Genomic DNA, 19,379 nt, shown 5'->3' on the forward strand with positions numbered 1-19,379 from the left:
ATGCCTTGTACTTTACATGCCGCGCAGTGCCGGTGTTTACTCGCCGGTAAACGTTGCCGGCTCTTTCGCCGCCAGCGCCCGCATGCCTTCGTTGCGGTCTTCGCTGGCCGCAATCAGGGCCGAAAGCGAACGTTCATAACTCACGCCCGCCGTTAAGCCCATATCGAAACTCGCCAGCACGGCTTTTTTGGCCATCTTAACGGCGAGCGGTGCGGCACGGGAAATATTCTGTGCAATCTTTAACGCCTGTTCCATTAACGTTTCCGGCGAGGTGATCCGGCTGATCAGCCCGGCGGCCAGCGCTTCTGCGGCGGTGATTTTTCGCCCGGCGAGGATCATCTCCATCGCCAGTGATTTCCCTACCGATTTGACCAGCCGTTGTGTCCCCCCCGCGCCGGGGATAATTCCGATGTGCGTTTCCGGCAGTCCGAGAATGGCCGTTTCATCGGCAATCACGATGTCACACAACAACGCCAGTTCCAGCCCGCCACCCAGCGCATAACCGGATAAGGCCGCGATCACCGGCTTTTCGATGGCGGAAATCTGATCCCATTTCTCACTGAAACCGCTGGTGTAAAGGGCTATCGCGGAGGCGGTTGCCAGCGTGCCGGTGTCAGCACCGGCGGCAAACGCCCGCGCCGAACCGGAAATGACTATTGCGCGGATCTGTTTATCGCCATCCAGTTCGCGCATTTTTTCCAGCAACTGCGTCAGCATTTCTGCACTTAGCGCGTTGAGTTTTTCCGGCCGGTTCAGGGTGATATGCGCCACGCTCTGATGGCGTTCGCAGCCAATAAGTTCGTCGCCATGACCTTGACAATGAAGAGGTTCACTCATGGTTTTTGCATCCCGCCGATGGCGCGGATCGTGTCGTTACGGTACGCAAGACCTTCGGCAATCTCCTGCGCCGTCCACGGATAAAACCCCGCACCGGTTTTGGTACCCAGATTGCCCTGCTCAATTTGCGCCAACAACCACGGCGGCAGCACATCGTCGCTGGACAAATCCGGCAGTAATATCGCGGCGACATTTTTCACCGTATCCAGCCCGGCAAAATCCATGAGCTTGAGCGGCCCCATCGCCGACCAGCGCGGTGCCAGCGTGCTTTGCACCGCAAAATCCACGTCTTCGATACTGGCAATTCCGGCCGTCACCAGATGCAACGCCTCACGCAACATGGCGTACTGCAGCCGGTTGACGATAAATCCGGGGGCTTCTTTATGAATGGTCACGGTCTGTTTGCCCAGTTGCTGACAAAGCGCAGCGGCCTGCTGGCGCGTGCTCTCCTGGGTTTGCGGCCCGCAGACGATTTCCACCATCGGCATCACATCCGCCGGATTAAACCAATGCAGGCCAATAAAGCGCGACGGCACCGCCAGCACGCTGGCAATCTGTCCGATAGGCACGCTGGACGTGTTAGTGGTCAGCAGACACTCATCGCTGACATGCTTTTCAATCTCCTGAAAAATCTGCTGTTTGAGCGCCAGTACTTCGGCGATATTTTCCGAAACAATCTTCGCGTCTTGCAGGCATTGCGCCAGTGACGTGGTGAAGGTAACGGAAGACGCCAGCCCGGCTCCGATGCTTTCAATCAGCTTCGCCGCGTTATGCAGCGAGTTTTCGGTACGTGAATAAAGCGCCACCCTGAAACCGCTGGCGGCAAATACCGCGGCGATCCGCGCGCCCATGGTGCCTGCGCCAATCACGGCAACCTGCGTTAATTCCATGTTTTCTGCCTCCGGTTAAATGACGCCCTTTTGCGAAAGTGTGTCCAGTTCCTGCGCAGACAGCCCCAGTTGAGCGCTGAGAATTGTACGGGTGTGCTCGCCAAGCTGCGGCGGCATTAAATCGGGTAACTGGCTCATGCCGCTGAGCTTCACCGGCTGCGGCAAAATGCTGATTTCACCGGCGACCGGATGCATGACCTGATGCAATAATCCGCGCGCCGCAGCATGCGGGCTTTGCAGCAGTTGATCCAGTCCCCAGACCGGCGCGGCGGGAATACCGCCGGTATCGAGCAGATCTAGCGCCTCCACCACGGTTTTGGGGTGCAGCCATTTTTCAATCAGCACGCGTAATTCGTACTGATGTTTCAGGCGCTGCGGATCCGTCGCAAAGCGCGCATCCTGCAATATTTCCGGCATGCCAAGGGTGTCGGCCAGACGACGGAACAGGCTGTCATTGGCGACGGCGATCACCAGATAACCGTCGGCCGCGCGGTAGCTGTCCATCGGTGCGCTGATCGGGTGCGCATTGCCCAGCCGTCCGGCCAGCGGCATGCCGCCGAGAAGCTGCGTCAGCGACACCATTTGCATCGACACCATTGCATCCAGCATGGCGACATCCACGTGCTGGCCGAGGCCGGTAATGCCCCGTTGCAACAAGGCCGCCAGAATCCCCCACGAGCAGTAGAGGCCGGATACTACATCACCGATGGCATCGCCCACCCGCGTTGGTTCGCCATTCGCCCAGCCGGTGACCTGCATAATGCCGCCCATAGCCTGAATAACGTGGTCGTAAGCCGCTTTGTGCGCTAACGGCCCCTGCTGACCAAAGCCGGAAATACTGGCGTAAATCAGCTTTGGATTGATCTTCTTCACCGCTTCATAATCAATGCCTAAACGTGCGGTCACACCGGGGCGAAAGTTTTCCACCAGCACATCCGCACCTTCAATCAACTGCTCCAGCATTGCCCGCCCTTGCGGGGATTTCAGGTTCAGCGTCAGGCTTTTTTTGCCGTGATTGAGCAGCATGAAATAGGTACTTTCTCCGTTGACATGCGGAGTGAAATCACGCGAATCGTCACCTTTTCCCGGCATTTCAATTTTGATCACTTCCGCGCCCAGATCATTGAGCAACGAAGCACAATAAGGCCCAGCCAGCACACGGGACAGGTCAAGCACTTTGATCCCTTCAAGTGGCCGGGATGCAGCTGATGCACTCATGCGGTTTCTCCCTCAGCGGTGTCTGCAAAAATCAGTGGCGTCAGTGCGCGGTAAATATCGCCCTGTCTAATGAGCTGGCGGATGGCCAGCATATCCGGATACATTTCCTCATCACTTTGTCTGAACGCCACCTGCTGACGCACCAACGAAAGCACCCTTTCGGTACCCGTGGACGCCCGCAACGGCCGGTGAAACTCCACCGCCTGCGTGGCGCACAATATTTCTATCGCCACGATATCGATGGCATTTTCGACGGCATCGATGGCATTACGCGCCGCCGTGACGCCCATAGAAATGTGATCTTCCTGTCCCGCGCAGGTGGACACGGTATGCACGCTGGCCGGTGCCGCCAAGGCTCGGTTTTCCCCTGCCAGCGCGGCCGCGGCGTAAGGCGGGATCATCATTCCTGAGTGCGCCCCACCGTCCGCCACTAAAAAGGCCGGTAAGCCGCTGAGATGGCTGTTGGTCAGCCGGTCGGAACGCGCCTGCGAACCGGTACTGAGCTGGGCAATGGCGATCGCCAGCGCATCGAGACACAACGCAACCGGGGCGCCATGCCCGTTGCCGCCCGGCAGCACATTCAGCTCGCCCTCTTCAACCATAAACACCGGATTGTCGGTGACAGAATTGACTTCGGTGGTCAGAGTTTTCTGGCAATAACTCAGCACATCACGCACCGCGCCATGCATTTGCGGGATGCAGCGCAGGCTCAGGGCATCCTGAACGCGGAAATCGCGGTATCTGTCCAGGATCTCGCTGTCGCGCAGCAGGCAGCGTAAAATTCGCGCGGTTTCCTGCTGCCCGTCATGCGGCCTCAGGGCATGCAAGCGGGCGTCATAACCACGGATATTCCCTTTGAGCACCTCAAGGCTCATGCCTCCGGCGGCGTCCGCCACCGGGATGAGTTCCCGGAAAGCGTCCGCTGCCAGACATCCGAGCGCCGTAATTTCGTAGGTGCCGCTGACCAGCGCATGGCCTTCGCGCGGGCCGGGAATGCGCAGGGCAATGCCCGCCCGCTTCAGCGCTTCGCGGGCAGGCAACAGCTCGCCCTGATAGTACGATTTTCCGTAGCCAAACACCGACAGTCCGATGTGTGCCGTGGCAATCAGATACCCGACCGACCCCTTACCGGGCGACCACGGGATCACGCCCTTATTGAGCATATCCGCCATGGTCAGCACTAATGCAGGGCTGACGCCGCTGAACCCCTGCAACAGGGATTTGATCATCGCCGCCATCATCGCGCGCACTTCATGCTGTGCCAGTTCTGGTCCCACCCCGCAAGCATGACTTTTCAGCATATTGAGTTGTACATCCGAGATTTGCTCCGGCGATAACCGCTGCGTGACCAGATCGCCCACGCCGGTGGTCAACCCATAAATCACTTTATTTTCGACTATCGCCTGTCTGATTTTCTCGTGCACAATCTGCATGCCATCTAACGCTGGCGGTGAGAGCAACACCTGTGCGCCGTAAGCAATATCGACGATGTCGCGGATCGACGTTTCAGCCGTGCCTAAGGTGACCGTTTGTGCCCTCATTTATTCAGACCGTGCTGAGTCAGCCATTCTTTCGCTACCGCATCGACGCTTTCGAAATTCGCCAGTTTGCCGTTCATCACGATCAAATCGCTGGTCGTCAGCTGTGCGGACACGGCTTTGAGCGTGGTTTCGACCACATCGCTGGCTTTGTCTTTCGCAATCAACGGCACGATATTTTGCGCAGGGAACAAATGCTTGGAATCTTCCAGCGCCACCAGGTTTTTGGTTTTAATGGCCGGATCGGTTGAGGTCATATCTGCAACCTGGATCTGATTGTTGGTCAGCGCAGACAGCGTCAGCGGGCCGGCAACATCAAGTACCTTAAAGTTTTTGAAGGTTAATCCGTACACTTCGCTCAACCCTCTCACGCCCTCACGACGGGTTTTCCATTCTGCCGGGCCGCCCAGTACCAGCGTTTTGGCGATCGGAGCCAGATCGCTGATGTCTTTCAGGTTGTATTTTTTCGCGGTTTTTTCCGTTACTGCCAGTACATCGCGGTCCTGCGCGGCCGAAATATCCAGCATCTTGATTTTTTCCGGCAACGCTTTGGCCAGCGCCGCCGCCACATCTTCGGAAGAGTGAGCCTGTGTTTTTTCGTCGAGGTAACTCAGCGTGGCACCGCTGTATTCCGGGATCAGGTTGATGGAACCGTCGAGCAGCGCAGGCATGTACACCTCACGGCTGCCGATATTGAGTTTGGTTTCCACTTTGACGTTTTTAGCGGCCAGCGCCTGCTCGTAAATAGTGGCAAGCAGTTGGCTTTCCGGGAAGTCTGCGGAACCGATGATAATGGTTCCACCGGCATCAGCAGAGAGGGCCACAGGTGCATGCACCACGGCGGCAGAAAACAGGGCAACGGCAAGCAGATTTTTCAATTTCATTTTTATCAGACTCCGGAATGAGTGAGTAGATGATTCAGCTATTCGATAAAGGCAGTGTTTTTTTACGGCGGCGTTCACGCTGCCGTATTCCTGGTGATACCGTGAAACGAATTAAAAAAGAGAAAAATACATCGACCAGCAACGCTAATATTCCCACCATAAAAGCCCCCGCAACCATCTGCGGATAATCGTTCTGCGCGCGACCATCAATAATAAGACGCCCTAACCCGCCGAGAGAAACATAAGCCGCAATGGTGGCGGTCGAAACGATTTGTAATGCCGAGCTCCGGATACCGGATAATATCAACGCCAGCGCACAGGGGATCTCAACGGTGAGCAGTAATTTCCACGGCGAATACCCCATACCTATGGCTGCGTCAATAATTGCCGGATTAATTGCCCGAATACCGGAATAAACACCCATCATGATCGGCGGCAATGCCAGAATAATAAGGACTATCAGGCAAGGCACAATAAAGGCCAGATCGGATTCAAATACCGGCCCGAAAAGAATGACCAGTAAGATGATCAACCCGAAAGATGGCAGCGCACGCATGGCATTCGCGCTGCCGATTAATAACGTCGCGCCTTTGCCGGTATGCCCGACATAACACCCCACCGGAAACGCGATAATCACCGCAACAAACAAGGCTTCGACGCTGTAAACCAGATGCTGGAAAATCAATATCAGCAGTCCATCGTCATTGAGCCAATGAGCTGGGTCGAGCAACCAGTTAATCATTTCGCATTCCTTTTCGGTTGCCAGGCGGTGATTTTATTGCCGGTGCGCAGCACCAGATTATCCAGCAGCAGCGCCAGCGCGATGCACAGGAAAATACCGGCGATAATCGGCGTCAGAAAATGCAGTTGGAAACCCTGGGTAAATAACGCCCCCAGCTGCGGCATCCCGACCAGCGCCGAGATGGAAACAATACTGACATTCGACACCACCACCACGCGCATGCCGGCGGCGATCACCGGCACCGCCAGCGGCAGTTCGACACTCAGAAATCGCTGTAGCGGCCGATACCCCATAGCCACGGCGGCCTGCTGCGTTTCTTGCGGGACAGAATCCAGCCCGTCGCAAACCGTGCGAATCAACAGCGCGAAGGCATATAGCGTCAACGCCACAACGACATTGACGGCATCCAGAATTTTGGTGCCGAGCAGCCCCGGTAACAAGACAAACAAGGCCAGCGAGGGAATGGTATAAAGCAGCCCCAACAGATTAAGAATGCCGTCCTTAAACTTTCCGCAACGGTGAAGTAAACCGCCCACCGGAATGGCCAGTGCCAGCCCGATCAAGACAGGAATGATGGACAGATAAACGTGCCAGCCGAGTAACGTCGCTATATTTTCCCGCTGCTGAAACAACCAGTCAAAGCGCATGGCATTACCTCTCGGCACGGGAGTGAGAAAGCGAAAATACCTGTTCGATATTCGCCGTGCCGATAAAGCGTTGTTGTTCATCGACAACAATGCCGCGCTGACAGGGGGAACTTAATACAGAATCCATTAACTGCCGCAGCGTGCCATTTCTTGGCGCAAAGGTGCTGCCAAGATTAATGTCTTCCGCCTCTACCGTGGTTTTGTTTTGCTGCACATCATACCAGCCGACCGGGCAATCATTTTCCACCACCAGCACCCAGGAATCATGCCCTGCCACTAAGCGGGCTTCGCTGACCGACATTCCCGGCGCAATGACTTTCTCTTTAGCCAACGCAATATCTTCAGGGATCACCTCAAAAGAAAGCTTACGGTATCCGCGGTCGCGTCCGATAAAATCGGCGACGAAAGCATCTTCAGGTTCATTCAATAATTTGACCGGCGAGGCGATTTGCGCCAGACGCCCTCCGGGACGAAAAACCGCCACCTGATCGCCTAATTTCATCGCCTCGTCAATATCATGGGTAACCATGATGATCGTCTTGCCGATTTCACGCTGTAAACGTAAAAACTCCTCCTGCAACTGTTCACGAACCACCGGATCGACGGCGCTGAAAGGTTCATCCATCAGCATGAATTCAGGATCGGAAGCCAGTGCGCGGGCGACGCCGACCCGCTGCTGCTGGCCGCCGGACAACTGCCACGGATAACGTTCCGCCATCGCCAGCGACAGTCCGACCAGTTCCAGAAGTTCCAATGACTTTTTACGCGCCGCCGTACGCGTTGCCCCGTTAAGCAGCGCAGTGACGGCGATGTTGTCCTGCACCGTTTTATGCGGAAACAGACCGGCATTCTGGATCACATAACCAATCTTGCGGCGCAGTTTGACCAGGTCCATCCCTGCCGTCGGTTGTCCGTTGAGCAAAATACTCCCCGAAGAAGGCTCGATTAACCGGTTGATCATGCGCAGTGACGTGGTTTTTCCGCAGCCCGAAGGCCCGACCAGCATGGTGATTTTGCCTGTCGGCGCACTGAACGACAGCCTGTCTACGGCCACCGTACCATCGGGGTAAAATTTGCTTATGCTCTCAAATGAAATCATTACGTTTCCTGCCCCATTACGGACTGTTGTTAACCGTCGCCTGCCTTTCATCTATTCGCAGACCTGACATGTACTAACCTGTATGTACAAGCTAGCAAGCAGGATGCCAACTTACCAAAGCAGGGTGATACCGGCGGTTTTAGGGGGATGGGCTGTGCCGAGAGGAAAAAAATGAACAAAAGAGGGCATCTCTTGCCCCAAAAAAAAACCACTTGCACCATTAAGGTGCTTTCAGGGGTAGAGAGAGGCACTGCACCCGGATTACCCTTGAGGATCCTTGTCGATGCAGGCTTGCCAAAAATGACTGGTTTTTACGAAGACGGTGCCGTTAATTTTCCCCGCAGCAGAAACAATAACAGTGCGATCAGACAGGCCGTTGCCTGTATGCCCCCCAGCGTGGTGACGGCGGGGAACGTCAGCACCGAGCCGAGCCAGGTTGTGATTGCAGCCGCCCCCATTGTAAGAAAACCAAGTAATGCGGATGCCAGGCCAGCCTGTTTCCCGAACGGCCCCATTGTGATTGCCGTTCCCAACGGATTGGCCAGCCCCATGCCCCAGAGGAACATAATCATGGACAGGGTATACCAACCCAGACCAGGCGCTTCCGGCCCAATCAGCAGCAGGCTCCCACCCAATAACGCGGTGAGAATGCCTCCCGAGGTAATGATTTGCGGGCCATAGCGACGGGCCAGTCGCGGCGCCGCCATCCCTGCGGCAAAGACCACGAACACGGTAGCGGCAAAATACAGCCCGGCCTGTAGCGACGACAGGCCTATCCCGTTCATCAGAATGGCGGGGGCGGCGCCGAAAGACGCAAACAATCCGCTCATCAACAGGCTCATGGACAGTGCCGGAAGTATAAATTTCCCATCAATTACCAGCCGGCAGTAAGCGAATATAACACTCGGAATCGAGTGCGGGGCACGACGCTCGGCGGGATGAGTCTCCCCCAGCACGTTGGCATAGAATATGGCGACAACGAAAGCGGCAATGCCTACCAGTATGAAGGTCGCTCGCCAGCCCAACGTCATAGTCAGCACGCTCCCCGCCAACGGCGAGAAACCCGGTGCGGCAGCCGTTGCGATCATGGTCAGCGACAACGCGCGCGCCAGTGTTTCGCCTTCAAACAAATCACGCGCAATGGCGCGTGCTAAAACCGCTGCCGCGCATACGCCCAGCGCCTGGATGATACGTCCGACAATCAGCGTTTCAAGCGAGCTGGCGAGACCGCCCACCACCGTACCTACGATGAATAGTGAGAGCCCCCCCAACACCAGCTTCTTGCGTCCGTATCTGTCAGCCAATGGGCCGACGACCAACTGAGCCAGTGCGAAGGTGATGAAAAAGCTGGAGAGCGTCAGGCCAAGTTCGCGAGCCGATACCCCAAGCTGCTCTCCAATATCCGGAAACGCGGGGAGGATAATATTGGTGGACAGTGTGCTAATGGCAGAAAGGCCGGCCAGTAATGCGACGATTCTACCCGTTAGTCGTGGACCTTCGGACAAAGAGATATCCGCTGTCATTTCAGTGGGAGTGCTTTCTGTACTCATGGTAATCCTTCAACGAAAATCGCCGGCACGAAAACACATTCAGAACCGGGGGAACTTGGCTCAACGATGCCGACGCCCGTGGCCAAGATTCGCATTTCACCTTCACCCTTCATCATCGGGCCCTCTCATTTTCAGTCAACGTCCAGCGACGCCGACACGTCAGGCCGTGCGGCCATAACGTGTCGGCAGGTTATTCGGCGCGCGTCGAAGTCGGAATGACGCTCACCTCCGTTATGATTTACGCCAATGCCTGCTTGTCGGTTTGCGGTTTATTGTCCGGGCGTATCTTGAACCAGATGGCATACATCGCCGGCAGGAATACCAGCGTTACTATGGTTCCGCCAAAGGTCCCGCCAATCAGGGTGTAAGCCAGGGTGCCCCAGAACACCGAGTGGGTCAGCGGGATAAACGCCAGAATGGCCGCCATCGCCGTGAGCAACACCGGTCGGGCGCGCTGAACCGTCGCTTCGACCACCGCATGGAACGGATCCAGCCCTTCCTGCACGTTGTGATGGATCTGCCCTATCAGGATCAAGGTATTACGCATCAGGATGCCCGACAACGCGATCAATCCCACAAGCGCATTGATGCCAAACGGCTGGTTGAACAGCAGCAGCGTTGGCACCACCCCAATCAGCCCCAGCGGCGCGGTGAGGAATACCATCACCATCGCCGACATCGAACGCACTTGCAGGATGATGATCAGCAGCGTCATGGCGATCATGATGGGGAACAGCGGTGCCATCGCCTTGGTCGCTTTGCCCGATTCTTCAATCGAACCCGCCTGTTCGATGCGGTACCCGGCCGGGAGTTGGTCGATAACCGGCTGCAACGCTTTCGTGATCGCCGTGGACACATCCGGCGGTTGCAGGTTTTCGGCTATGTCGCCCCGCACCGTAATGGTCGGGGTACGATCGCGCCGACGGAGAACGGGATCTTCCATGCGCACATCGACATCCCCTATTTGCGACAGCGGAATGCGCTGACCGGCAGACCCCACCAAGGTAAAGCCGGCGATTTTTTCCGGGTCAAGCCGGATATCCCCCGCGGCACGGCCCATCACCTGCACCGAACGGATATCTTCACGCACAGAGGTGATCGGCACACCCGAGAGCAAGAACTGAAGTTGTTGAGCGACCGCGGTTGACGTCAACCCCACCGCCTGCAAGCGGTCCTGATCGAGCGTGAAATGCAGCGTCGGCACCGGCGGACCCCAGTCGGAGTTGACGGTCCTCATCATCGGGCTGGCCTGCATTACCGCTTCTACCTGATCGGCGATCGCGCGCAATAGGTCGGGGTCCGGCCCCATCACGCGATAGGCAACGGGAAATGGTGAGTACGGGCCAAATACCAGTTGCGTGACCCGGACACGCGCTTCGGGTGCCAGCCCATCGGCCACCGCCTGGCGAAGACGGAATTTGAGCGCCTCACGCGCTTCCGGACTGTCCGTCAGCACGACAACCTTCGCGAATGACGAGTCGGGCAGCTCCGGCGCCATCGCCAGATAAAAACGCGGTGAACCCTGCCCGATATAGGATGTGACGATTTTTGCCTCATTTTGCTTTTTCAGCCAAGCCTCGATCTTCGCCGTTGCGATGCTGGTCTGTTCAATGGCGGTGCCATAAGGCATCTGCACTTCCACCAGCACTTCCGGGCGGTCAGAGGTCGGGAAGAACTGTTTTTTCACCAGCCCCATGCCGAGAATGGCCAGGGTAAACACGGCAATAACCGTGCCCGCCACGGCCCATTTCCGGGCGATGACGCGCGTCAGCAATCGACGAAAGCGGTTATAATTGCGGGTGTTGTAGATGGCCGCGTGCCCACCCTCGACCGTTTTGATTTTCGGCAGCATCTTCACGCCCAGATAAGGCGTAAACACCACCGCCACCACCCAGGAAGCAATCAGGGCGATGCCCACGATCCAGAACATGTTGCTGGTGTACTCGCCGGCGGTGGACTGCGCAAAACCGTTGGGCATAAAGCCGACGGCCGTCACCAGCGTACCGGCCAGCATCGGGGCCGCCGTGTGGCTCCAGGCATAGGCCGAGGCTTTGATGCGATCGTAGCCCTCTTCCATCTTCACCACCATCATTTCGATGGCGATGATGGCGTCATCCACCAGCAACCCGAGAGCCAGGATCAGCGAGCCGAGGGTGATGCGGTCAAAGTTCTTGCCGGTGGCCTCCATCACCACGAAGACAATAGCCAGCGTCAGCGGCACCGCCGCCGCAACCACCACGCCCACGCGCCAGCCCATGCTGACGAAACAGACCACCATCACCACGAGCAACGCGACGAAGAACTTGATCATGAACTCGTCAACGGATGAGCCGATGTTCACCGACTGATCGGTGACTTTCGCCAATGTCATGCCCAACGGCATGCCTTCATTGATTTTGGCCGTCTCCGCATCCAGCGCCTTGCCCAGATCCAGCCCATTCCAGCCCTCACGCATCACGATACCCAGCAACAGCGCCGGCTCACCCTGATTGCGAACCAGGAAGGTGGCAGGATCTTCGTAGCCACGTTCAACCTTCGCCACGTCCGAGAGTTTTAACGTCTTTCCCTGAACCACAATCGGCGTATCGCGGATCTTCTCCAGCTTGTCGAAGGCACCGTCCAGGCGCAAAAAGACCTGCGGCCCATGGGTTTCAATCGAACCGGCCGGCGTAAGCACGTTCTGGTTGTTGAGCGCGGAGAAAATGTCCTGCGGGGAGATGCCCAGCGTGGCCAGCCGGTCATGCGAGAAAGAGACGAAGATACGCTCAGCCTGCTCCCCGATGATATTGACCTTTTTTACCCCCGGCACGTGCAATAAACGCTGGCGCAACGATTCGGCATCGCGCACCAGCAGGCGCTGCGGCTCGCCCTTGGCTTTCAATGCAAAGAGCGCAAAGGTCACGTCCGAGAATTCATCGTTGACCATCGGGCCGATTACGCCCGCCGGCAGATTCTTGGCCTCGTCACCGAGTTTCTTGCGCGCCTGATAGAATTCTTCCTGCACCTGTGAAGGCGGCGTGCTGTCTTGCAGCGACATCATGGTAAAAGCCAGGCCGGGCCGCGTGTAAGTCTCGCTGCGATCGTACCATTTAAGCTCCTGCATGCGCTTTTCAAGCGGCTCGGCCACCTGATCCTGCATTTCCTGCGCGGTGGCGCCCGGCCAGGCAGAAATGATCGTCATCTGCTTGACCGTGAACGGCGGATCTTCCGCACGCCCCAGTTCGAAGAACGAGAGAATGCCGGCCAGGGTAATCAGGATGATCAGGAATAAAGTGATTGAGCGCTCGCGCACGGCGAGCGCAGAAAGGTTGAACCGCCCTTCGCTCATGGTCGGCTCCCGGCGACGCGGGCATCGCGCTGATCAATCAGACGGACTGCCTCACCGTCGTGCAGCAAATGCGCCCCCAGGGCCACCACCCGTTCACCGGGCTTGAGGCTGCCGGTCACTCTGGCGGCATCGTCGTCCAGGCCAAGCACCTGAACCGGTCGCCACGACACTTTGGCGGGCTGGTCGGAAATGCCCCAGACGCCCGGCCCTTTGCCCGGATCATAGAGGGCGGCGATAGGCACCTGCAGTACCTGCTCGGTGAGCCTGCCTTCAGCAATGGCGAGTGTCACGGTGGCACCCAGCGGTGCGCTCGCCAGCGCCCCTTCGAGCACATACCTCGCTTCAAAGGTACGCGTCAGAGGATCGGCCGCATCGGAGAGCAGACGCAATTTCGCGGGAATCGCTGCCGTATCCTTGCCGTATAACGTCGCCAGGGCCTCGCTCCCGATAGCCGGGCGCAGCGTTTCAGGCAAATGTACGATGGCTTCTCGCTGCCCCGCCCGCGCCAGCCGCACCACCGGCTGCCCTGCACTGACGACCTGCCCCGGCTCGGCCAGGGTGTCCACCACCACGCCGTCTGCGTCGGCCAGCAAGACGGCATAACCCGTCGCATTGCGCGCCACGTCAGCCTGTGCCTGCGCAGCGCTGAGCTCCGCTTTGGCCGTATCGGCAGCGGCCTTGATCTGATCGTAAGCCGAAGCCGATATGGCCCCTGAGGCAACCAGGCCGCGATAACGGGCTTCGTCGTCGCTGGCCTGTCTGGCGCGCGCCCGTGCGGCGGCGACCGCCTGCTGTTGGGCTTGCGCCTGCAGGCCAAGGTCGACGGGATCCAGACGCATCAGCGGCTGACCGCGTTTGACGCTTTGGCCGGTATCGACCAGACGTTCAAGGATTTTACCCTGCACCCGGAAACCGAGATCGCTTTGAACACGGGCGACAACGACGCCGGTGAAGGCGCGGGAGGCATCGACGGCGCTCTTCACGGTAGCCGCCCTCACCAGAGGAGGTTGGCTACGTGGATCGTCGACGCTGGCAGCGTCGCCGCACGCCACCAGGGCGAAAGATAACAGGCAAACAGCAAGGGGGGCGGATTTTAGCCGAGGCATGGGTTCCCTTAATTAATGAACAGGACAGTAACCGCATTCTCGGACTAGTGACCAATAATGTCAATGGTCACAAATTTTAAGGCGCCATGCTGCGCAGTATCAACGCCGAGAGCAGCACCGCCGCCGCCGCCGCATTCTCCAGGTTATTTTGCAGTTGGAGAGGGCAGATGTAGGGCCGCATGACCAGGGAGATCGCCTGTGTCGCTTCATCCAGAGGCGTTTTGCGCTCGAACTCCCCCGATTGCCGCCCCTCAAGCAGGATGTGCTGGATCACCTGGCATAGACGCTCTTCATACGCCGCCACCGAAGGCCAGCGATCGCGGGCGGCGACGGCAGCGATGTCGTAAAGCTTGCGATCGTGAAAAAACAGATCGCTGCCTGCTTCCGTCAACGCTTTGAAAAGACGCCTTAACCTTTCCGAGGCCGTCGGTGCATCTGCGAGCGCCGAATTGACGATATCCATGATCATGGCCAGCCGATTGGCGCAGATCACCTCACCAATTGCCTGCTTGGAATCGAAAAACTTATAAATGTAGGCCTTGGAAAAACCAATCGCCTTGGCCAAATCGGACACGGTGGTTTTCTCATAGCCAAAGTGCCCGAAGTGCTCTGTGGCGGCTTCCACGATCTGATCGCGAACGCTGTGGTCCAATGGACCACGCGGGGAAAGTGCATTCATGTGTTTAGTCATTTTTCTAGCTTAGCTCGATGAGCACTGATTGACAACAAGTGACCATTTGGTAATGTAGTCACCATTCTGCTTCGATTCAAGGAATCCTCATGTTTCCCCTCCGTACTCTTGCTCTGTTTGTGAGCGCCGGCTTACTGGCGGGCTGCGCGGTTGGACCGGATTACCACCGCCCGGACGCTCCCCTTTCGGATCGTTATCAGGCTCAATCCGCCGTCCAACAGAGAAGCGCCGCCCGGCCAGCCAGTTTTACGGTCTGGTGGGAAGGCTTTGACGATCCCTTATTGAGTGACCTCGTTTCAAGCGCACTCGCGCAAAATCTCGATCTGGCCCAGGCAAGCGCCCGTATGGCTCAGGCCCGCGCCGGACTTGGCGCGGCGACAGCGGCGTTGCTGCCGTCGGGTAACATCAGCGGACAGGCCGCTCGCGCCTATCAGTCGGTCGAAACCCCGCTGGGTCAGGTTCTCAGCTCAACACCCGATTATAATCGCTACGGCAATTCCTATGAAGCCGACCTCAACGCAAGCTGGGAGATCGACATCTTCGGTGGCCTGCGGCGCGGTCGCCAAGCCGCACTGGCTGACTATCAAGCCTCCGAGGCGGGCGTCGCCGCGACACGCCTTGCCATCGCCGCCCAGACTGCCGATATCTATATCACCCTGCGCGGCTTGCAAACCCGGCTGGCAATCGCAAACAAGCAGGTCAGTACGCAACAAGAGCTGCTGGAAAAAGTGCAGCTCCTTCACAGCAAAGGGCTGGCCGCCGAGTACCAGGTCCGCCAGACCGAAGGAGCCCTTGCGCAGGTTCAGGCAACGGTACCGGTTCTCAAGACCGGGCTCGACGCCGCCATGAACGCACTGGACGTCATGCTCGGAACCCCGCCCGGCACTCATCGCGCTCAACTGACCACGCCGGGCGCCATTCCGCAGGCTCCGCAGATCGCCTCTACGGGCACCCCTGCCGATCTGCTGCGCCGTCGACCCGACATTATCGTGGCCGAACGCCACCTTGCCGCGTCCAGCGCGCGTATCGGGGTGGCCGTCAGCGAGTACTATCCGAAGTTTTCGCTCAGCGCATTACTCGGCAGCGCGACGGCGGTGGCAAGCGGCAACCTGCTCTCCAGCGGCGCCAGCCAATCGGCCGGCGTATTGGGGCTGCGTTGGCGGCTCTTTGATTTCGGCCGCATCAACGCGCAGATCGATCAGGCGAAAGGCCAGGAGGCCGAATCGCTCGCAGCTTACCGCCTGTCGGTGCTGCGCGCCACCGAAGACGTCGAAAACGCCTTCTCCGCACTGATCAATCGTGAAACGCAAGCAGCGATACTGACCGGGGGGGAAACGGCCCTGGCCAGCGCCAGGCAATCGTCTTTCGTCGCCTACCGGCAAGGGACAGCCAGCCTGATTGACGTCCTGCGCAACGATGAAACCTTGCTGCAGGCCTCCGATGCCAGGGCGCAGGCCCAAACGGAATCGGCGCGCGCGGCAGTCGCCGCGTTCAGGGCGCTCGGGGGCGGTTGGCAGCCTCCCGAAGCCAGTGCAATGACGCAATGAATGCTAAGAATCCTCGTCCGCAACAAGTGCGGTAATTGCACTGTCGTGACTTCTCCGCACCGCAAATGCGGCTACAGAACAGAGACTAATCACCGGAGCGTTGTTAATGAAAAGGATGGGGATTCTGGACGTTGACGATCTGACCGAAAAACTGGTCAGGGGAATGTTTCTCGCCGTTCCTGAGGCACAGATATTTCTTGTCTCTGGCAATAATGAGCGGGCGCGCAGGCTGGAGAGAGAGCTTCCCTGCTGGACTCTGGATCATTACCAGGATGTCGTCGATGAAGCTGACGTTATTATTACCGGCGTGGACTGCCATGCCATGAATGAAATCGCAAACCAGGTGCAGCTGCGCAGCTCGCAAACGTTGGTTTCTTTGGTCCCGGGGGTTCACTCTCAGAGCCTGCGAGATCTGTTCAGGCACGCTGACTGCGTCAGATTGATGCTGACTTTCGCTGCTGAAATCAACCAATCGAACGTGATCCTGACGGCCTCTGACAAAGAGATTCAGGACCTGTTTTCCCGATTAGGCCAACTGACCGTGCTGCCCGACGAATCGGACTTTGACTTGGCGACGGTAAGCCTTTGCATGAACGGGTGGTTCTACTTCTTCGCCGAAGGTTTGCAATGCTGGCTTGCCGAGCAAGGCATGGCGGATGAGGTTGCTCGCCGGCTGGTACTCGGCGGGTTGAAAGACTGCGCTGAATATGCAAGCCATAATACCGCCATCGCCCTGGGCGATCTGGGTAACGGTATGGCCTCTTCTGAACACTTAACCCTGCAGGGGCTGGAAGTGCTGGCCAAAATGCAGGCGCTCAATCCCTGGCGCGTTGCATCAGAAACGGTGTTATCGACCGTACGGAAAACCCACCCGCCGGATTAAAGCAGGTGGGTTTTGGACGTTCCACGAAATGTTGCCCATCACGCCAGTTATTTTTCCCTGACGCGGTCTTTCCGCCCTATTTGCCGCGCATCGTAGACAATCTATAGATATGCCTGGTCGCAGGCTTAAATCAGGATCCGTACCCGTTCAAAGATCCGGCGGTCTTCCTGTCGCGCCGAACGGGTTTGCAGACGCAACTGGCGCACCAGAGCGTCAATCAGGGCGTGAGCTGCCGCGCTCAGGATGCTGTTACGCCGGGTGACGATATTCAACCGCACCGGGTCGCAGCTTTCCTGCAATGCCAGTGGCGTCAGGCGCCCGGCAAGCTGCGGCAACCCGGCCAGCAGCGCCGGACACCAGGTACACATGTCCGCCGACTCCACCATCGCCTGCGACATGCCAAGGGAATGGGCGTGAATAATACGATGGGGATCAAGTTGGGCGCCATGACGACTGAACAGTTGGCGGACCAAATCGTCATAGTTTTCCGGCGTGTAATTCAGCACCCAGTCCTGCTCCAGCAGTTGGTGGATAGAGGTGCTTTTGCTCAACGGGTGCCCGTGCCGTACCATCACCGCCGTTTCGTAGTCCAACAGCGGTTCGCAATGAAACTCCTGCGGCGCCATTAAGGCCGGCAGCGGCGTGATGGCGAAATCCATCGTGCCCTCCCGCAGTTGCGATTGTGCGTTAGCCATCAGGCTTTCAAACAGCTCCAGCTTGACCTTGGGCATCTTTTTGCGAAAGGCCACTACCGCCGGCGGCAACACCGTCAGCATCAACCAGGGCGTTATCGCCGCTTTTACCTGATCTTCCGCCAGCCCGCGCAGGCCCGCCATCTCCATGTTGGCCTGTTCAAGCTGGTTCAGCACCAACCGGGCGTGGGCCAACAGCGTTTTGCCGTAAGGGGTAAAGCCTAACCCGGCCGGCGTGCGGATCAGCAACGGCAGTTCCTGCTCCTGTTCCAGTTCGCGCAAGGCCCGCGTGACCGCCGCCTGTGAAAGCCCCAGTTGCCGTGCGGCACCGCGAATGCTGCCGCTGTCGGCGCTGGCGACCAATGCTTGTAGCTGATGCAGTTTCATCGCGCCCCCTGACAACCAAAGATTGTCAGCATAACCGAACGGCGGCTCCCCGGCAAAAAGGTTGTTTGCTAGTCTCGAAGACACCCTGCTTTCCGGCTGTCGACCCGCCGAAAATCGGACATTCACTCTGGAGACGGCGATGCCAAACCCGCTTGTTTTACCTGAAATAGCCGCTGTTAAGCACGAAATGGTCGCCATTCGCCGCCATATCCACGCTCACCCCGAATTGGGATTCAATGAATTCGCCACCAGCGATCTGGTGGCAAAGCTGCTGGCCGAGTGGGGTTATCGGGTTACGCGCCATATAGGACAAACCGGCGTTGTCGCCACTTTGCAACGCGGCTCGGGGAAATCGCTCGGCTTGCGTGCCGACATGGACGCACTGCCCATTGAAGAAATCACCGGATTGCCCTATGCCAGCACCCACAGCGGCGTGATGCACGCCTGCGGTCATGACGGCCACACCACCATGCTGCTGGCGGCCGCGCGCTATCTGGCACAGCACCCTTCGTTTACCGGCACCCTGCACCTGATTTTCCAACCGGCGGAAGAAGGTGGCGGCGGCGCCCGAGTGATGATTGAGGACGGATTGTTCGAACGCTTCCCTTGTGATGCCGTGTTCGGCATGCATAACGTTCCCGGCCTCCCGGTCGGCCAACTGGGTTTTGCCAGCGGCCCCTTCATGTGCTCTGCCGATACGGTCACCATTACCCTGCACGGCCAGGGCGGCCACGGCGCAGTGCCGCAACACACGGTCGATCCGGTGGTAGTCTGCGCCGCCATAGTGATGAGCCTGCAAACCATCGTCTCGCGCAATATCGACCCGCAGGAGACGGCGATCGTCACGGTTGGCGCGATCAACGCCGGCAAGGCCGCCAACGTGATCCCTGCCAGCGCCCAAATGACGCTAAGCGTGCGCGCACTGGATGCCGGTGTGCGCCAACGGTTGGAAAGCCGCATTACCGCGCTGGTCACGGCGCAGGCCGCCAGCTTTGGCGCCACAGCCGACATCGACTACCGGCACGGCTATCCGGTGTTGGTGAATCATGTGGCAGAAACCGAACTGGCGCGTTCGGTCGCGGAGGAATGGGCCGGCGAAAGCCGGGTTATCCGCCAAATGCGGCCCATTACCGCCAGCGAAGACTTCGCCTTTATGCTGGAAAAATGCCCCGGCAGCTATATCTCGATCGGCAACGGGGAAAGTACGCCCGGAAATGCGCTGCATAACGCCGGTTACGATTTCAACGATGAGTGCCTGCCCATCGGCGCCACTTACTGGGTCAAGCTGGTTGAGCGCTTTTTGGCTTAATGCCCCGTCTTGATCGCCACAACGCTGAGGA

Annotated in this window: 16 protein-coding genes; 3 read left to right on the forward strand and 13 right to left on the reverse strand. The window is 58.1% G+C overall.

The window, feature by feature from the left end; translation table 11 throughout:
• Window positions 1-36 precede the first annotated feature (36 nt).
• The 12 genes from D4100_RS11235 to D4100_RS11290 all read right to left on the reverse strand — a co-directional run bounded on the left by D4100_RS11235 (window position 37) and on the right by D4100_RS11290 (window position 14,530).
• Window positions 37-837 (reverse strand): enoyl-CoA hydratase-related protein, encoded by an 801-nt coding sequence (locus D4100_RS11235; RefSeq protein WP_119804380.1) that lies wholly within the window; start codon window positions 835-837, stop codon window positions 37-39.
• Complete coding sequence (locus D4100_RS11240) at window positions 834-1,727, reverse strand: 3-hydroxyacyl-CoA dehydrogenase family protein (protein WP_006317081.1); 894 nt, start codon at window positions 1,725-1,727, stop codon at window positions 834-836. Before D4100_RS11240 ends, D4100_RS11235 begins: the two co-directional genes overlap by 4 nt.
• 15 nt (window positions 1,728-1,742) lie before the next feature.
• Window positions 1,743-2,945: a CaiB/BaiF CoA transferase family protein gene (locus D4100_RS11245; RefSeq protein ID WP_119804381.1), complete on the reverse strand. Its 1,203-nt coding sequence runs from the start codon at window positions 2,943-2,945 to the stop codon at window positions 1,743-1,745.
• Complete coding sequence (locus D4100_RS11250) at window positions 2,942-4,486, reverse strand: HAL/PAL/TAL family ammonia-lyase (RefSeq protein WP_119804382.1); 1,545 nt, start codon at window positions 4,484-4,486, stop codon at window positions 2,942-2,944. Before D4100_RS11250 ends, D4100_RS11245 begins: the two co-directional genes overlap by 4 nt.
• A complete protein-coding gene (locus tag D4100_RS11255; protein ID WP_119804383.1) occupies window positions 4,483-5,367 on the reverse strand; it encodes an ABC transporter substrate-binding protein in 885 nt (294 codons plus the stop codon). Before D4100_RS11255 ends, D4100_RS11250 begins: the two co-directional genes overlap by 4 nt.
• Window positions 5,368-5,401: 34 nt before the next feature.
• Window positions 5,402-6,109 (reverse strand): ABC transporter permease, encoded by a 708-nt coding sequence (locus tag D4100_RS11260; protein ID WP_004946936.1) that lies wholly within the window; start codon window positions 6,107-6,109, stop codon window positions 5,402-5,404.
• Window positions 6,106-6,756: an ABC transporter permease gene (locus tag D4100_RS11265; protein WP_119804384.1), complete on the reverse strand. Its 651-nt coding sequence runs from the start codon at window positions 6,754-6,756 to the stop codon at window positions 6,106-6,108. The genes D4100_RS11260 and D4100_RS11265 overlap by 4 nt, the downstream gene beginning before the upstream one ends.
• A gap of 4 nt (window positions 6,757-6,760) precedes the next feature.
• Window positions 6,761-7,855: an ABC transporter ATP-binding protein gene (locus tag D4100_RS11270; RefSeq protein ID WP_119804385.1), complete on the reverse strand. Its 1,095-nt coding sequence runs from the start codon at window positions 7,853-7,855 to the stop codon at window positions 6,761-6,763.
• A gap of 311 nt (window positions 7,856-8,166) precedes the next feature.
• A complete protein-coding gene (locus tag D4100_RS11275; protein ID WP_065506370.1) occupies window positions 8,167-9,405 on the reverse strand; it encodes a multidrug effflux MFS transporter in 1,239 nt (412 codons plus the stop codon).
• 238 nt (window positions 9,406-9,643) lie between these two features.
• A complete protein-coding gene (locus D4100_RS11280) occupies window positions 9,644-12,733 on the reverse strand; it encodes an efflux RND transporter permease subunit (protein WP_006318017.1) in 3,090 nt (1,029 codons plus the stop codon).
• Window positions 12,730-13,839, reverse strand: coding sequence for an efflux RND transporter periplasmic adaptor subunit (locus tag D4100_RS11285; protein WP_119804386.1), 1,110 nt, complete (start codon window positions 13,837-13,839; stop codon window positions 12,730-12,732). The genes D4100_RS11280 and D4100_RS11285 overlap by 4 nt, the downstream gene beginning before the upstream one ends.
• A 76-nt stretch (window positions 13,840-13,915) precedes the next feature.
• Window positions 13,916-14,530 (reverse strand): TetR/AcrR family transcriptional regulator, encoded by a 615-nt coding sequence (locus D4100_RS11290; RefSeq protein WP_006318021.1) that lies wholly within the window; start codon window positions 14,528-14,530, stop codon window positions 13,916-13,918.
• Window positions 14,531-14,619: 89 nt separating this feature from the next.
• Here D4100_RS11290 and D4100_RS11295 point away from each other — a divergent pair, with 89 nt between their 5' ends.
• On the forward strand, window positions 14,620-16,077 hold the full coding sequence (locus D4100_RS11295) for an efflux transporter outer membrane subunit (RefSeq protein ID WP_119804387.1): 1,458 nt from the start codon (window positions 14,620-14,622) through the stop codon (window positions 16,075-16,077).
• Between the two features lie 106 nt (window positions 16,078-16,183).
• The gene (locus D4100_RS11300) at window positions 16,184-16,960 is read left to right on the forward strand and encodes an NAD(P)-binding domain-containing protein (RefSeq protein WP_119804388.1); all 777 of its coding nucleotides are present in this window, start codon (window positions 16,184-16,186) and stop codon (window positions 16,958-16,960) included.
• Between the two features lie 125 nt (window positions 16,961-17,085).
• Here the strand turns inward: D4100_RS11300 and D4100_RS11305 are convergent, their stop codons facing one another.
• Window positions 17,086-18,039: a LysR family transcriptional regulator gene (locus tag D4100_RS11305; RefSeq protein ID WP_006318049.1), complete on the reverse strand. Its 954-nt coding sequence runs from the start codon at window positions 18,037-18,039 to the stop codon at window positions 17,086-17,088.
• A gap of 139 nt (window positions 18,040-18,178) precedes the next feature.
• Between D4100_RS11305 and D4100_RS11310 the strand changes: the two genes are divergently transcribed.
• A complete protein-coding gene (locus tag D4100_RS11310; protein WP_119804389.1) occupies window positions 18,179-19,348 on the forward strand; it encodes a M20 aminoacylase family protein in 1,170 nt (389 codons plus the stop codon).
• Window positions 19,349-19,379: the final 31 nt, after the last annotated feature.

Origin of the sequence: Serratia inhibens, assembly GCF_003591175.1 — a bacterium.
In the GTDB taxonomy this organism is placed as follows: Bacteria; Pseudomonadota; Gammaproteobacteria; order Enterobacterales; family Enterobacteriaceae; genus Serratia; species Serratia inhibens.

Excerpts from the sequence above, each read along its gene's own strand:
- D4100_RS11255 (WP_119804383.1), bottom strand. The coding sequence starts at position 5,367 with ATGAAATTGAAAAATCTGCTTGCCGTTGCCCTGTTTTCTGCCGCCGTG.
- D4100_RS11305 (WP_006318049.1), bottom strand. The coding sequence starts at position 18,039 with ATGAAACTGCATCAGCTACAAGCATTGGTCGCCAGCGCCGACAGCGGC.
- D4100_RS11280 (WP_006318017.1), bottom strand. The coding sequence starts at position 12,733 with ATGAGCGAAGGGCGGTTCAACCTTTCTGCGCTCGCCGTGCGCGAGCGC.
- D4100_RS11260 (WP_004946936.1), bottom strand. The coding sequence starts at position 6,109 with ATGATTAACTGGTTGCTCGACCCAGCTCATTGGCTCAATGACGATGGA.
- D4100_RS11310 (WP_119804389.1), top strand. The coding sequence starts at position 18,179 with ATGCCAAACCCGCTTGTTTTACCTGAAATAGCCGCTGTTAAGCACGAA.
- D4100_RS11235 (WP_119804380.1), bottom strand. The coding sequence starts at position 837 with ATGAGTGAACCTCTTCATTGTCAAGGTCATGGCGACGAACTTATTGGC.
- D4100_RS11290 (WP_006318021.1), bottom strand. The coding sequence starts at position 14,530 with ATGACTAAACACATGAATGCACTTTCCCCGCGTGGTCCATTGGACCAC.
- D4100_RS11250 (WP_119804382.1), bottom strand. The coding sequence starts at position 4,486 with ATGAGGGCACAAACGGTCACCTTAGGCACGGCTGAAACGTCGATCCGC.
- D4100_RS11300 (WP_119804388.1), top strand. The coding sequence starts at position 16,184 with ATGAAAAGGATGGGGATTCTGGACGTTGACGATCTGACCGAAAAACTG.
- D4100_RS11265 (WP_119804384.1), bottom strand. The coding sequence starts at position 6,756 with ATGCGCTTTGACTGGTTGTTTCAGCAGCGGGAAAATATAGCGACGTTA.
- D4100_RS11285 (WP_119804386.1), bottom strand. The coding sequence starts at position 13,839 with ATGCCTCGGCTAAAATCCGCCCCCCTTGCTGTTTGCCTGTTATCTTTC.
- D4100_RS11270 (WP_119804385.1), bottom strand. The coding sequence starts at position 7,855 with ATGATTTCATTTGAGAGCATAAGCAAATTTTACCCCGATGGTACGGTG.
- D4100_RS11295 (WP_119804387.1), top strand. The coding sequence starts at position 14,620 with ATGTTTCCCCTCCGTACTCTTGCTCTGTTTGTGAGCGCCGGCTTACTG.
- D4100_RS11275 (WP_065506370.1), bottom strand. The coding sequence starts at position 9,405 with ATGAGTACAGAAAGCACTCCCACTGAAATGACAGCGGATATCTCTTTG.
- D4100_RS11240 (WP_006317081.1), bottom strand. The coding sequence starts at position 1,727 with ATGGAATTAACGCAGGTTGCCGTGATTGGCGCAGGCACCATGGGCGCG.
- D4100_RS11245 (WP_119804381.1), bottom strand. The coding sequence starts at position 2,945 with ATGAGTGCATCAGCTGCATCCCGGCCACTTGAAGGGATCAAAGTGCTT.